At 69.4% G+C, this 13,823-nt stretch carries 13 protein-coding genes; 10 read left to right on the forward strand and 3 right to left on the reverse strand.

The genetic code is table 11. The annotated features are described in order from the left end of the window. Entirely contained in the window at nt 1-2,712 is a 2,712-nt protein-coding gene (locus ABD156_RS42085) for a helix-turn-helix transcriptional regulator (protein ID WP_344286752.1), read from the reverse strand. Between the two features lie 113 nt (nt 2,713-2,825). Here ABD156_RS42085 and ABD156_RS42090 point away from each other — a divergent pair, with 113 nt between their 5' ends. The 9 genes from ABD156_RS42090 to ABD156_RS42130 all read left to right on the forward strand — a co-directional run bounded on the left by ABD156_RS42090 (nt 2,826) and on the right by ABD156_RS42130 (nt 11,328). After that, on the forward strand, nt 2,826-4,346 hold the full coding sequence (locus ABD156_RS42090; RefSeq protein ID WP_344286754.1) for a tannase/feruloyl esterase family alpha/beta hydrolase: 1,521 nt from the start codon (nt 2,826-2,828) through the stop codon (nt 4,344-4,346). Between the two features lie 114 nt (nt 4,347-4,460). Next, nucleotides 4,461-4,949 carry a DUF6130 family protein gene (locus ABD156_RS42095; protein ID WP_344286756.1) on the forward strand — a complete coding sequence of 163 codons (489 nt, stop codon included), beginning with the start codon at nt 4,461-4,463 and terminating at the stop codon, nt 4,947-4,949. Nucleotides 4,950-4,994: 45 nt separating this feature from the next. Beyond that, nucleotides 4,995-5,933: a LysR substrate-binding domain-containing protein gene (locus tag ABD156_RS42100; protein WP_344286758.1), complete on the forward strand. Its 939-nt coding sequence runs from the start codon at nt 4,995-4,997 to the stop codon at nt 5,931-5,933. Nucleotides 5,934-5,987: 54 nt separating this feature from the next. Beyond that, entirely contained in the window at nt 5,988-6,536 is a 549-nt protein-coding gene (locus ABD156_RS42105; RefSeq protein WP_344286760.1) for an SCO family protein, read from the forward strand. Further along, nucleotides 6,536-8,104: a linalool dehydratase/isomerase domain-containing protein gene (locus ABD156_RS42110; RefSeq protein WP_344286762.1), complete on the forward strand. Its 1,569-nt coding sequence runs from the start codon at nt 6,536-6,538 to the stop codon at nt 8,102-8,104. The genes ABD156_RS42105 and ABD156_RS42110 overlap by 1 nt, the downstream gene beginning before the upstream one ends. A 10-nt stretch (nt 8,105-8,114) precedes the next feature. Next, nucleotides 8,115-8,966 carry a fumarylacetoacetate hydrolase family protein gene (locus tag ABD156_RS42115; RefSeq protein WP_344286764.1) on the forward strand — a complete coding sequence of 284 codons (852 nt, stop codon included), beginning with the start codon at nt 8,115-8,117 and terminating at the stop codon, nt 8,964-8,966. Between the two features lie 7 nt (nt 8,967-8,973). Beyond that, nucleotides 8,974-9,888, forward strand: a complete 915-nt coding sequence (locus ABD156_RS42120; RefSeq protein ID WP_344287025.1) for a VOC family protein — start codon at nt 8,974-8,976, stop codon at nt 9,886-9,888. A gap of 32 nt (nt 9,889-9,920) precedes the next feature. Continuing rightward, nucleotides 9,921-10,436, forward strand: a complete 516-nt coding sequence (locus tag ABD156_RS42125; RefSeq protein WP_344286766.1) for an SRPBCC family protein — start codon at nt 9,921-9,923, stop codon at nt 10,434-10,436. Nucleotides 10,437-10,515: 79 nt separating this feature from the next. Next, nucleotides 10,516-11,328, forward strand: a complete 813-nt coding sequence (locus ABD156_RS42130; protein ID WP_344286768.1) for an SDR family oxidoreductase — start codon at nt 10,516-10,518, stop codon at nt 11,326-11,328. Between the two features lie 57 nt (nt 11,329-11,385). Here ABD156_RS42130 and ABD156_RS42135 read toward each other — a convergent pair whose 3' ends face one another. After that, complete coding sequence (locus tag ABD156_RS42135) at nt 11,386-11,826, reverse strand: COG1361 family protein (RefSeq protein ID WP_344286770.1); 441 nt, start codon at nt 11,824-11,826, stop codon at nt 11,386-11,388. Nucleotides 11,827-12,122: 296 nt separating this feature from the next. Here ABD156_RS42135 and ABD156_RS42140 point away from each other — a divergent pair, with 296 nt between their 5' ends. Further along, complete coding sequence (locus ABD156_RS42140) at nt 12,123-13,328, forward strand: hypothetical protein (protein WP_344286772.1); 1,206 nt, start codon at nt 12,123-12,125, stop codon at nt 13,326-13,328. A 3-nt stretch (nt 13,329-13,331) separates the two neighbouring features. Here ABD156_RS42140 and ABD156_RS42145 read toward each other — a convergent pair whose 3' ends face one another. After that, nucleotides 13,332-13,790, reverse strand: coding sequence for a MarR family winged helix-turn-helix transcriptional regulator (locus tag ABD156_RS42145; RefSeq protein WP_344286773.1), 459 nt, complete (start codon nt 13,788-13,790; stop codon nt 13,332-13,334). Between the last annotated feature and the right edge of the window lie 33 nt (nt 13,791-13,823).

Raw genomic sequence — 13,823 nt, forward strand, 5'->3', positions numbered from 1 at the left:
TCAGTCGCCCAGAGCCCGCACCGCACCAGCCAATTCGGCACGAGAACTGACGCCGAGCTTCGGGAAGATCCGGTGCAGGTGGGTCCCGACGGTCCGGTGCGAAAGATAGAGCCGCTGCCCGATCTCCCGGTTCGTCAGCCCCTCGGCGGCCAGCTGCGCGATGCTCAGCTCGTGCGGAGTCAGCTTGTCCCGGGCATCCGGGCTCCGGTTCGGGCTCGACTCCCCCGCGCTGCGCAGTTCGCGCCGCGCCCGCTCGGCCCACGCCGTCAGGCCGAGCGCGTCGAAAGTCTCCCGCGCGGTCCGCAGGTGCGCGCGGGATTCGACGACCCGGCGCTGCCGTCGCAGCCACTCGCCGAACGCCAGATGAACCCGCCCGCGTTCGGCGGGCCAGCCGCTCAAGTCCGCCTGCAAAGCAGCCGTGAACAGGTCTTCCGCGGTTTCCTTCGGCGCGAGCACGGCCCGCGCGTACCGGAGCCCGATGTGCAACGCCGGGGCTGACGTCGACGCGGCCAACGGCTCCAGCTCGGCCAGGATTTCCCGCATCGCTTCGGTCTGCCCGGCCCGCACGGCGGCCTCGGTCAGCTCCGCGACGCAGTACGCGCGCAAGGCCAGCTGATAAGCCGGATCCGCGGGATCGAGCAGACGGCGCAAGTCGGCGAACGCGTCCTCGTACCGGCCTTCGCTCAACCCCACGAGCCCGCGCGCGAGCTGGACCGTGGCCAGCACCGGACGCGCACCCGCGGCGAGCCCCGCGCGCTCGGCCTCGTCCGCGAGTGCGGTGGCCTGCTTGTGGTCGCCGCGCAAAGCCGCGATCTCGGCCTGGACCGCGAGCGCCAGCCCGCCCATGAACGGCTGGCCCGTCTCCCGCGCGAGCCGGACGGCTTCGGCGGCCGAGGGCGCGGCACCAGCCAGGTCGCCGAGCCGGACCCGGCTCCACGCCTGGACGGCCAACGCACGCGGCAACACCCCGAGCTTGCCTTGCGCCCGCAAGCCCGGCACCGCGGCCGTCGAAAAGCGGGCCGCCAGGTCGAATGCGCCGACCTGCAAGGAAGCGCTGCCCAGGTACCGGTCGGTTTCCGGGTCAGCTCCGGCCGCGCCGGCGAGCACCCGAAGCTGCTCCAGCACCGCAGTGCCCCGCTCGAACGGCGCGACGTACGCGGCGACCGCGATCAGGCGCGGATCGTCGTCGGGAATGGGCAACTTGGCGGCGACGTCCAGCAGTTTCCGGCGGGCCGTCGCGCCGGGTTCGGCCCAGAAACACCGCATCGCGGCACCCCACAAGATCCGCATCGCCGCGTCGTCCTGTCCATCGGCGGCAGATTCGGCGAGGGACTCGGCGAGGGCCGCCAGCTCCCCGATCCGCGAGGGATCCTCGCGGACGCCGTCCTCGAAAGCGCTGAGCACCTGGCTCGCGGTCGCCTTGCGGCGTGGGGAAAACGACTCGTCGCGCACCAAGCGTTCGGCGGTCTCGCGGCGGCCCGATTCGACCGCCAGCTCGGCGGCTCGCAGCAACCGATCCGCCCGTGCGTCCGGGTCTTCGCTGAGCCGCGCCGCCTGCTCCAGCGCGGCGATCGCGGCGGCGGCCCCGCCTCTCCGGCGAGCGCGATCGGCCGCCGATTCCAAGGCCGCGGCCACGGTTTCGTCCGGACCGGATGCCGCCCGGGCTTGATGCCAGGCTCGCCGATCAGGCTGTTCGCGCACCGTCTCGGCCAACGCGAGCTGCGCCCGCCGACGGTCGCCGAGCGTCGCGGCGGCGGGAATGGCCGAGCGCATCAACGGGTGCCGGAAGGTCACGCAGCCGACCGCGAACTCGACCAGCCGGGCGTCGACAGCGGGGCTGAGCACCTCGGGCTCGACCGGCGTGCCGAGCAAAATCCCCGTCGCGGCAAGGGTTTCGGCGATCGAACCGGCCTCGTTGAGCGCCGCGACCAGCAGGGCGGCTCGGGTGGCTTCCGGCAGCGTCGCGACCCGGGACGCGAATGTCCGCTCAAGCCGTTCGGTCAGCGGCAGGACCGGGTCGAAGACGTCGAGGTCGGCCACCGCGGACGGAAGTTCGGTCAGCGCGAGCGGATGGCCGGCGGACTCGGCGAGCAGCCGCGTCCGGACCAGCGGGTCGAGCCTCGGTGCCACCGAGTCCAGCAATTCGGCAGCGGCGTCGTCGGTGAGGCGGCCGAGCGGCATCGGCGAGAGACCGGCGTCGAGCAGCGGACCGGAATCGTCCCGGAGCGTGGCGAGCAGCGCGACCGGTTCGGTCTCGACGCGCCGGGCGACGAAGGCCAGGACGTCCGCGCTGGCGCGATCCAGCCAATGGACGTCCTCGGCGACGACCAGCACCGGCTTCGCGGCGGCGGCATCGGCCAGCAGCGTCAACGCGGCGAGCCCGACCAGATACCCGCTGGGTTCCGGCCCGTCCGCGAGCCCGAGCGCGGTTTCCAGAGCGGTCCGCTGCGGCGCGGGCAGCTCGGCGAAGCCCGCGCGGACGGGGTGCAGCAACTGGTGCAGCCCGGCGTAGGCGAGGTCCTGCTCGGCCTCGGCACCGGTCGTCCGCAGCACCCGCATTCCCGCGACCGAAGCCGCGGCCGTTGCAGCGGCGACGAGCGCGGACTTCCCGATGCCGGCCTCGCCGCGGATGAGGACGCCGACGCGTCCTTCCGGGCCGTCGACCAGTTCGGTCAGCTCCTTGAGCTCGGCGTCCCGTCCGTGCAGCGTCATGATCCCTGACGATACCGGGAGCCGACGTACGTCGACGGCGTCGTCCGACGGGCGCGAAGACGGCCGCGAGCGGCTTAGTTTCAGCCGAAAGCGACCCTCCACAAAGGAAAGCGATGAGACGCACCCGAACACTTTTCTCGGCGTTGCCGCTCGCGGCGCTGCTGGTGACGACCGTCACCCAGCTCGCGCCCAGCGCCGCCGCGGCGGAGACCACCGCCTGCGCCACCGTCCCCGCCACCGCGCCCAGCGGGGCGAAGATCGAATCGGTGCAAGCTGAGCCGAAGCCCGGCTACTGCGAAATCACCGTCACGCTCACCCACCCCGGGGCCAATGACCACGTCAAGGTCGCCGTGGCATTGCCGCAGACCGGGTGGACCGGCCGGCTCCAGGCGGTCGGCGGCAGCGCGTACGCCGCCGGCGACTTCGGCGCACCGCTGGCCCAGGCCGCCAAGGACGGCTACGCGGGCGTGACCACTGACGCCGGCGTGCTGACCGGGCTCGACTCCTCGTGGGCACTGACCGCGCCCGGCAAGGTCAACCGGCCGCTGCTGACGAACTTCGCGACCCGCTCGGTGCACGAGGCCGCGCTGGTCGGCAAGGACGTCACGCAGCGGTTCTATCACCGGCCGGTGACCTATTCGTACTGGAACGGCTGCTCGACCGGCGGCCGCCAGGGCTACTCCGAGGCGCAGAACTACCCCGGCGACTTCGACGGCATCCTGGCGAACGCGCCCGCGGTCCACTGGACGCAGTTCGCGGTCGCGACGCTCTGGCCGCAGATCGTGATGAACCAGGAGCACGATTTCCCGAGCCCCTGCGTCTTCAGCGCGTTCCGGCAGGCCGCGGTCAAGGCGTGCGACGCGAACGACGGCGTCCGCAACGGCATCGTCGACCGGCCGGACGAGTGCAGCTACGACCCGCGCTCCCTGATCGGCACGAAGGTCCTCTGCGACGGCAAGGAGGTCATCGTCACGGCCAAGGACGCCGACGTCGTGCGCAAGATCTGGGCCGGGCCGACCGACGAACGCGGCCGGAAGCTGTGGGACGGCCTCCCGAAGGGCGCCGATTTCACCTGGCTGGCCGGCATCGACGACACCCCGTCCGCGCCCGGGTTCCCGGTGGCGGTCAAATGGGTGCAGTCGTTCGTCGCCAAACAGGCCGATTTCGACACTTCGAAGCTCACCTACGCCCAGTACGCGCAGGTGTTCCGCCAGTCGGTGCGCGAGTACGACGACGTCATCGGCACCGCTGACCCGGACTTGTCGGCCTTCCGCCGGACCGGCGGCAAGCTGCTGACCTTCGTCGGCTCGGACGACCAGCTCATCCCGCCCGGCGGCACGCTGCGCTACCGCGCCGAGGTCGAACAGGCGATGGGCGGCTCCCACCGGGTGAACGACTTCTACCGGCTGTTCCTGGCTCCCGGCGTCGAACACTGCGGCGGCGGGACGGGCGCGGCGCCGACCAACCCGCTCGGCGCGCTGGTCGATTGGGTCGAACACGGTAAGGCGCCGGCCACCTTGGCGGCCTCGACCGCGGACGGGAAGCAGACCCGCGACCTGTGCGCGTACCCGCGAGTCTCGCGGTACCAGGGCTACGGCGACCCGGCCGTCGCGTCCAGCTACCGCTGCCGCTGACCTGTGCCGTGCGTGCCGACCCCAGCGGCACGCACGGCACTTCCCTCGCGACGTACGGCAATGCAGTCATCCGACCGACGCGAAGATGATCAACAGCGACCTAGTTTTCTTGCTATGCCTCGCTTCTTTCGCACCTTGGCTCTCGGTTCAGCTGTCCTGCTGGCGACTGCCTGCTCTGCCTCCGCGGCCCCTCCGCCCGCCACCTCTCCTCCCGCCGGCCCTCCTCCGGCCGCGGCTTCGGGCTGGCCGCCCGCACCCGTCGTCCCGCTGCCGTCCCAGCCGCCGCCCGCACTCGTCGTCGACGCGCCGCTGCCGGAACAACTCGCGAAAGGCCTGGTCGTCCTGCGCTACCGGGCGGAAAACCTCCGCATCGTCCCGGTCTACGGCCCAGCCGCGCTCGACGTCTCCCCGCGCATCGGCCACATCCACGTCACGGTCGACGACGCGCCCTGGCACTGGGCCGACGGCAGCGGCGAACCGCTGATCATCCAGGCGCTGCCGCCCGGCCCGCACAAGGTGTGGATCGGGCTCGCCGACCCGACGCACAAGGTCTTGGACAGCAAAACCGTCAGCTTCGTCGTGCCGGTGGGCGGCCACCATTGAGCGGACCGGCAGAATCGGGCGCATGCGAACAGCCGAGCGTTCCGGATGACCGATCTCGCCGACGGCAGGCTCAAGCTGCGGCATCTGCGGTACGTCGTGGCCATCGCTGAGCACGGATCGCTGGTCGCCGCGGGCGAGCGGCTGCACATCACCCAGCCGGTGCTGACCCGCGGGCTGCGCGAACTCGAGTCGATCCTCAAGGTCGAACTGTTCGAACGCGGCCCGCGCGGGATGACGGCGACGCTGTTCGGCGAGGTGTTCGTCGACCACGCCCGCGCAGTGCTCGCCGAACTCCGCCAGGCCGGGCGGCATCTCGAAGAGCTGGTCGACGGCCACGCCGGCACCGTCACGATCGGTGCCTTCCTCGCCGGGGCGAGCGTGCTGCTGCCCCGCGCGGTCGCGCGCGTGAAAGCCGTCGCCCCCGACCTGACCGTGATCATCCGGCACGGCGGCCCGGAAGCGCTGTACGAGGCGCTGCTCGCGGGCGACATCGACCTCGTCGTCGGCACCCTCGAACCCGCCAATAACGACCGGCTTCGCCAGCACCACCTCTACTACGAACCCGCCCGCGTGGTGGCCCGCAGCGAGCATCCCGCGCACCAGCGGCCCGGGCTCACGATCGCCGATCTGATCGGCGAACTCTGGTCGCTGCCGCCCGCCGACAACCCGCAGCGGCGCCAGCTGGAAGAACACCTCCTCGGCCGCGGCCTCTCGACCCCGGCCAATCGCATCGAATGCGGTTCGTTCCTGGCCGTGCGCGCCATCGCGCTCGAGACCGACACCCTGGTCGTGATGCCGCAGCTGGTCGCCGAAACCGAACCGGGCCTGGCCGCGCTGCCGATCGACCTCGGCATCGTGGAATCGGTCGGCGTCACGCTGCCCGCGGGCAGGCGGCTCACCCCGACAATGCTGCTGATGACGCGGAAACTGGACGAGGCGGCGGCCGAGATCCGCAAGACCATCGGCTATACCCAACCGACATAGCCGAGCGCCAACGCGGCATTGGACGGGCATGGCCATGGCTCCTAGCTTGGAGTCATGGAAATGAATTCCTCCTGCTGCACCCCTCCCGGTTCCGGTTCGGCGACCATTGTGCGCCCGGTTCCGACAGTCGGCGGAAGTTTCCGGCTGATCGACGATTCCGGCGCCGCGGTCACCGAGCGTTCCTATTTCGGCAAATACCTGATCGTCTTTTTCGGCTTCACGCATTGCCAGACCGTGTGTCCGCCCGCGCTGGCCCGGATCGACCAGGCACTCGAAGAACTCGGCGAACTCGCGAATAGCGTGCGGGCCCTTTACGTGACGGTCGATCCGGAACGCGACACTCCGGAGGTCCTGCACGCTTTTCTGGCCGCGCGGCACCCGCGGATCACCGGGTTGACCGGGCCCGCCGAGGAAATCGAGTCGATGAAGAAGGCGTATCACGTGCACGCCCGTCGCGTCGACGACCCGGACGGCTACCGGATGCCGCACAGCGCGTTCACCTTCCTCATGGGACCTGAAGGCGACTACCTCACGCACTTCGCGGACACGGTGGACAGCAAGGAAATCGCCGCCGCTGTCCAGGCTTTCCCGGCGGTGCGGTGATGCTCGCCGCACCGGACATCTCGGGGTATCCCGCGCTCGACGACTTCCAAGCGGGACACGTCCAGCACGTGCGCAATCTGGTCGCCCAGCAGGACAACGAGTGGGCGAACATGGGCAGCATGCTGTGGGGCCAGGAATGGACCGACGCTTACCGCTACCAGCTCACCCAGATGGCCTACACCCTGGGTTTCGCGCATTTCCACCATCTTCCGGCCGCCCCCGGCGCGTTCCGTCCGGCCTTCGAAGAGATCATCCGGAAAATGCAGCTTCCGGAAGTGTGGGCGTACTGGCGCGAAACCAGCCGGGGCAGCATCCGCAACAATCCGGATATCACGGAATTGCGCGAGGGCTGGCGCGATCCGGTGTTCAAAGAAAACATCATGTACAGCGGCCGGTTCTTCGCGATCCTCGGCATGCACAGCATGCTTTTCGACAGCGACCAGTACGACCGCGACGGCGCGCTTTCCTTCCGCTGGGACCCGCTGTTCCAGGGACTCGGCCCGGAAGTCTACGAGTACTCGCTCAGCTCGCTCGCCGACAACCTGTACTGGCAGATGGCCGAACAAGGCTGGTACGGCATCGTCTGCGAACCCAACTGCCTTTTCCTCGTCTGCAACCAGTTCCCGATCCTCGGGTTCCGGTTCCTCGACCTGCGCAAGGGCACGTCGGTCGCCGATGAGGTCACCCAGGCCTACCAGGCGGCGTGGGACAAGCGGGGAATCCTGAACGAATACGGCGAGTACTGGCGGCTCTGGCTGGTCGAGCAGGACCGCCCGGAAATGCCGCTGGAGGGCGGCGGCAACGCCTGGACGGCGCTGAACCTGAACGCCTGGAGCCGCGACCTGGTGCACCGGCTCTACCCGGACCAGATCCGCGACGAAATCCGGCGCACCCCGGACGGCCTGGTCACCCTCGCCGAGCCGACTGCGGCACTGGAGGCCCGCAAAGCCCGCGCAGCCGGCCGCGAACCGGAGTTCACCCGCGACCTGGACTTCACCTGGCGCGCCCCGGCTTTCGGTTACGTCGCAGGGTGCATGGCGGAGGTCGGCGACCAGGAGAACCTGCGCGGCCTGCTCGGCTACGCCGACGCCTACCTGAACCCGACCTGGGAGAACGGCGGCCTGTTCTACCCGCGTCAGGACCGTTCGTTCGACGAGAACGGCAACCTGATCTTCATGGACCGGCTGACCGGGAACGCGATGCTCGGCTACGCCCGGCTGAACGTCCCGGACGGGCTGTGGAAGATGTACCACGATCCCTGGACCGCCGAGCATTTCCGCGAGCCCCGGGTGACCCGGATCGACGGCACGGCCGAGATGCTGCGCGCCTGGTACGACCGGGAGAAGGCGCTGCTGGCACTGACTTTGCGCCCGGTCGCCGGAAAACCCGCCGACGTGACATTGCGGATCAGCAATGCCGAGGCGCCCTGGAAGCTCTTCCGCGGCGACGTGTTCGCCGCCGATTCCGCCGGGACGGGCACCCCCGGCCTGCACACCCGGCGCGAGGGGAACGACCTCGTCGTCAGCCTCCCGCTGCCGGTGCGAACCAATCTGACGCTCTGTTTCTGAGGAGAAAACCGTGAAACTGGCCAATGTGGACGGCCGGGCCGTCCTGCTGACCGCCGAGGACAAGGGAATCGACGTCCCGAAAGCGTCGGGCGGCCTTTTCGGCCTCGGTTCCGCCTATCAGAACTGGACCGAATTCCGGGCCTGGGCGAAGAAACTCACCGCCGAACCCGACGTCGTCTTCACCCGTGCCCAGCTCGGTCCGCCCTCCCCCGCCCCGCGGCAGATCGTCGCGATCGGCCTCAACTACGACGCCCACGCCGCGGAGTCCGGGTTCGCCGCGCCGGACGGTCTTCCCCCGGTGTTCGCCAAATTCGTTTCCGCGCTGACCGGTCCCGACACCGAGGTCGTGCTGCCGCCCGGCGGCAAGGTGGACTGGGAGGTGGAACTGGTCGCGGTCATCGGCCGGACCGCCCACCGGGTCGAGGAATCCGAGGCGTGGGACCACATCGCCGGCGTGACGATCGGGCAGGACCTTTCCGAGCGCGTCTCGCAGCTGGCGGGCCCGGCTCCGCAATTCGGCCTGGGGAAGTCTTTCCCGAACTTCGCGCCGGTCGGACCGTGGCTGGTCACGCCGGACGAACTGGCGGATCGAGACGACCTGGCGCTGTCGTGCGCGGTCGACGGCGAGACCGTGCAGGACGGCCGCACGCGCGAGATGATCTTCCCGGTCGCGAAGCTGATTTCCGCGCTGTCCCGCACCATCACCTTGTACCCGGGCGATCTCGTCTTCACCGGAACACCGTCCGGGGTCGGCGTCGGCCGTACGCCGCAGCGATTCCTGCGAGCCGGGGAAGAGCTGGTCAGCCGGATCGAAGGCCTCGGCGAAATGCGGCAGACCTTCGTCGCGGATCCGGAGGCCTGACGTGGGGATGCATCGGCTGACCCGGGTCACGATGGGCGTCCCGAACGTCGCGGAAACCATTGCCTACTACGCTGATTTCGGCCTCAACCACGTCGGTGACGGGTCCTTCGCCACCCTCGACGGCGGCGAGCAGCTGCGCGTCCGGCACGCGCCGTACCGGCAGTTGCTCGAACTCGGCGTGGGCGTCGACGACGCCGACGACATCGCGCGGACCGCGGCGCGCCTCAACCGGCTCGGCGTCGTCAGCACCGAAACCGGCACCGCCGTCGCCGCGATCGAGCCGGTCTCCGGATTCACCGTCCGGGTCGAGATTTCGCCGCGGATCACGCAGCAACCCGTGCTGGCCACGCCGTACAACGGACCCGGCCGCATCGAGCGGTTCGGCCGCGCGCCTGGCGTGGTGCGCACCAGCGCGGTCCGGCCCAAGAAGCTCGGCCACTGCGTGGTGGGCACCACCGATCTCGACGCCACCATGCGCTTCTTCACCGAGGCGCTCGGCTTCAAGGTCAGCGACTACATCGGGAACAAGGGCGCGTTCATGCGCTGCTCGGTCGACCACCACAACGTGCTGGCGCTCGCGGCCCCGGTGAACTTCCTGCACCACACGTCGTGGCAGGTCGACGATATCGACGACGTCGGCCGCGGCGCCGCGGCGATGCTGAGCGGCCATCCCGACCGGCACGTCTGGGGCCTCGGCCGCCATCACGCGGGCTCCAATTTCTTCTGGTATCTCAAGGACCCGGCGGGAAACTTCAGCGAGTACTACTCCGACATGGACTGCGTCCCCGAGGACGAGATCTGGAAGCCGGAGGTTTTCGACGGCGTCCAGGGCCTGTTCAGCTGGGGTCCGCCCCCGCCGCCGTCGTTCCTCGAACCGGACGACCTCGGCGCGCTCATGACCGGCCAGCATTCCGCCAAGTAACCCCGAAATAACCCCGAAGAAGGAGAGAAATCATGTCTGAAGCCCTGTACGTCCGGCAGATTCCGGACAACCTCAACATCCGCTTCGTCGAAAACCGCATCGTGGTCAAGCGCCCGGCGCAGGAGGTGTACGACTGGGTGACCACCTGGTCGAACCTGCCGAAGTGGCTGCCGATGGCCTCCGGCACCGAGGTGCGGCGCGGCACGCCGGACGTCCCGGCGGAGCTCGGCGACGTGCTGCTCGAAAACATCGTGCCGGACCTGAACGAGAAGCCGAAGCTCTACACCGTCGTCGCGCGGGTCCCGGGAAAGCTCTGGACGGTGGTCGGCCGCGACGTGCTCGAAGACGGAACCCCGGCGCCGTCGATGCACGCGATCGCCACCTTCACCACCTTCGACCTCGGCGACGGGACGACCCTGTTCTGCCGCCTGTTCGAGCGCCTGATCCCGCCCACCGAACCGGCCGGCCCGCACCCGGTCGAGGACCCGGCCCGCATCCAGCCCGGACTGGAACTGCTGAAGGCGCACATCGAGGGCACCGCCGCGTAGTTCCGCGGTTGACCTCCACCATGGTCGAGGGAGAAGGATCGCGGTGAAGGTCTGAGCCATACCGCGGAGGAGATTGCTGATGATCTTGGTGACGGGCGCGACCGGAAACATCGGGCGTTCGCTGGTCGGACGACTCGCCGGGGCCGGGGCCGAGGTCCGTGCGCTGACCCGGTCCCCCGGCCGGGCAACGGTTCCGGCGGGAGTCGGCGTCGTCGAAGGCGATCTCGAGGATCCCGCCTCGCTCCGGCTGGCGCTCACCGGCGTCGAAGCGATTTTCCTGCTGCGGACCGGAGACACGGACACCAGCCAGATCCTGAAAACCGCGGCCGAAGCGGGCATCGCGCGAGTAGTGACAGTGTCGTCGCTGCTCGCGCAGACCCACCCCGGCTCGTCCGTCGGCCGGACGCTGCTCCGCGGCGAGCAGGTCGTGCGGGACAGCGGCCTCGAGTGGACCATACTGCGGCCCTGGGAATTCTTCTCGAACCTGCTGTTCTGGGCGCCCGCGATCCGCTCGGACGGTGTGGTGCGGGCACCGCGGCCGGGCTTGCCGTCGCCCGCCATCGATCCGCGCGACATCGCTTCGGTGGCGGCCAGCGCGCTGCTGGAGGACGGCCACGGCGGCAAGACCTACCCGCTCACCGGCCCTGCGACCTTGACGCCGCAGGAGAAGATCGCAGCGATCAGCGCGGCACTGGGCCGCCCGCTGCGTTTCGAGGAAGATCCCAGCCTCGCGACCGAGGACCCGGCCGACGACCTCGCCGCCGCGGTGTCGTTCCCCGGAGTCTGCGCGGTGGCGAGCCCCGGCGCACTGTCCACAGTGGAGGACGTGACCGGCGTTCCGGCGACGGCTTTCCGGCAATGGGCGATCGAGCACGCCGATTCGTTCCGCTGACCGGCCGCTGGCACTGCGTCGCCCGGCTCAACCCGGCGACGCAGTGCCAGCCGCTCGCTACCGCGAGACGGTGACCGTCGGGCCCTCCACCGTCTCGTACGAGTAATTGTCTCCGACGAACTGGTGCTCGATTACGTACTGTCCGAGCTGTGCGCTGGCGAAAACCCCGATGGTGAAGGTGAAGGTTTTGCTGCCGTTGATCGGGACATCGCCCACGTCGTAACGAATAGTGTTTCCGGCCTGGTAGCACAGCGCGCAGGTGCTGACGTCCAGGAGCTGGTTGATCGCGCCGTTCGCCACGCCCAGACCGAGCTTTCCGCCTTTCAGCGGATCGGCATCGGCGTTCGACAAGGTCACCGAGAAGGTCAGGGCCGCCCCTGGCGCGACGGTGGCCGGCGTAATGCTCACGGTGCTCGACGGCGCCGGGTCGGCGTTCGCGGGAACGCCCATCCCCATCAAGGCGAGAACACACATCAGCGCGACAATAGCTTTTCTCATGACAGCTGATCACCCACTCCATGCTCGGCACAACACAGAAAAAAGGGATGGCCCGCCTCGGCCCGTCGTGTGCTCGCACGGCCGTTCGGAGCACAGCTGCTCATTCTTTCGGCCGCACGGTATTTCGTCGCTTTCAAGCCGGATTGACCAAGAGCGGGGAATGCGACCTCCTTCTGGGCCAGACCCCCGACAGGTCGACGTTAGCCCGGAAATGATAGCGGGAATCCGACCCGTCGCGCGAGAACTGTTCTTCGATCGCCGCTATCGTCGGGAACGATCGGCGAAAGGACCTGCGCATGCCTCTCAGCCCGCAGACTGTCACGTTGCCCGGCCAGGTCCGGGACGTGGCGGCACCCGGCCCGAACGGACCGTTGGTCGCGACCGCGTACGACCGCGACAACCTGTCCGGCACAGTGCTTACCGCGCTCGACGCGTCGGGTGCGGTGCTCTGGAAACACCGAGCTGACGGCCGCCCGTACCCGCCGTTGGTCAGCGTCAGCGGGACAGTGTGGATCGCCCAGCGGGACGCGGGCTGCTACGTCCTGACCGAACTCGACCTCGCTGGCTCGGTCCTCCGTTCAGTCGTGCTCGACCACGAACCGCACGAGCACCTCGGCGCGTTCGTCCTTCTGGCGGACGGCTTTTGCGTGTCGTGGCTTCCCGCCGGCAGTTCCCGCGTCGTACCGCCCGGTCGCGCCCCTCGCGTTGCCCGCCACGACGAAAGCGGCCGGACAGTCTGGTCCACCACCATCCTGCTCAGCTCGCTGAAACCGGAGGACACCGACTCAGCCGAACACCCGGGGCCGCCCCGAGAGCCCCGGACGCTCACCGCGGCGCACTGGCAGCCGCTGCTCGTCTCCGCCGATCGCATCGCGGCCGGTTTCGCGGACGACGGCAGCGGGATCGGCGTGACGCTCTTCCTCGACACCGCACACGGCGGCGTTATCTCCCAAACCCTGCCTGGCCCGCGCAGTCGGTGCGCCATCGCGGCACCCGGCGAATTCCTGATCGGCGAACAGGGTTACAGCTTCTTCCGCACCACCCGGTACGACCGAACCGGAATGGCCACGCAACGGTGGTCCAGCCACGGTTTGCTGCTGATCGATAGACACGGCGGCATTCGTGGTCCCGAATCCGAAAATATTCGTCGCTTGCGTTCGCGATTCCGCGGCCTGGCCGAAAACGGCACCCTGCTCGACGGACCGCTGTTGCGTGGTTGCTACACCACGTATCCGGCGCTGGACCGCAATGGCACAGCCGTATTCTGGCGAGAAGGCCGTCTCCTCACCGTCGATGCGGACTTCCAGCTGCGCAAGCTCTTCCTCAGCGAAGACGACCGCGGGGTGACGGGCCGGATCCTGCTGCTCGCGGACGGGCTGGTCGTCTTCAGCCTGGGCAGCGAACTGCTGTTCTTCCGCGACACCGGCCTCGGCCCGCTGGACGACGGCCCGTGGCCGTGCGGCGGCGGCAATCTCAACGGCAACCCGGTGCGATACCAGTAGAGCTCAGCCGGCCCTGCCGTCCAGCCTCGGCGCGCCGAGCAAGCGCAGCCCCTCCTCCAACTCCGCCAGCGCCGCGCCGCCAAGGAAGTGCTCGCGAACCGCCCGGGCATAAGCCGGCAATGCGGACTCGTACGTGTGCAACCCTGCTTCGGTCAGCGAAATCCGCATCAACCGACCGCGCCCCGCAGCCGCGCGGTCGACCAGGCCGCGCCCGTGCATGCGGGCGAGCTGGTGCGAGAGCCGGGTCGCGGTCCAGCCCGTCAGTTCGCCGAGCAGCTTCTGGCTCAACTGCTTGTCTTCGGCCTCGTGCAGCCGCGCCAGGATCTGGAAATCCGCGCCGGACAGCCCTCTCGCGGCGAACAGGTCCCGCTCGACGGCCGCGACCGCCTTCCCGCTGAACTGCACGAATGATCGCCACACCCGCGTCTCTCGCGGGTCGAGCAGATCCGGGTCGCGGCTCATGGTCTCCCTTACGTCGTCTCCTGAGGTAGTATC

Source organism: Amycolatopsis albidoflavus (assembly GCF_039525725.1).
Lineage (GTDB): Bacteria > Actinomycetota > Actinomycetes > Mycobacteriales > Pseudonocardiaceae > Amycolatopsis > Amycolatopsis albidoflava.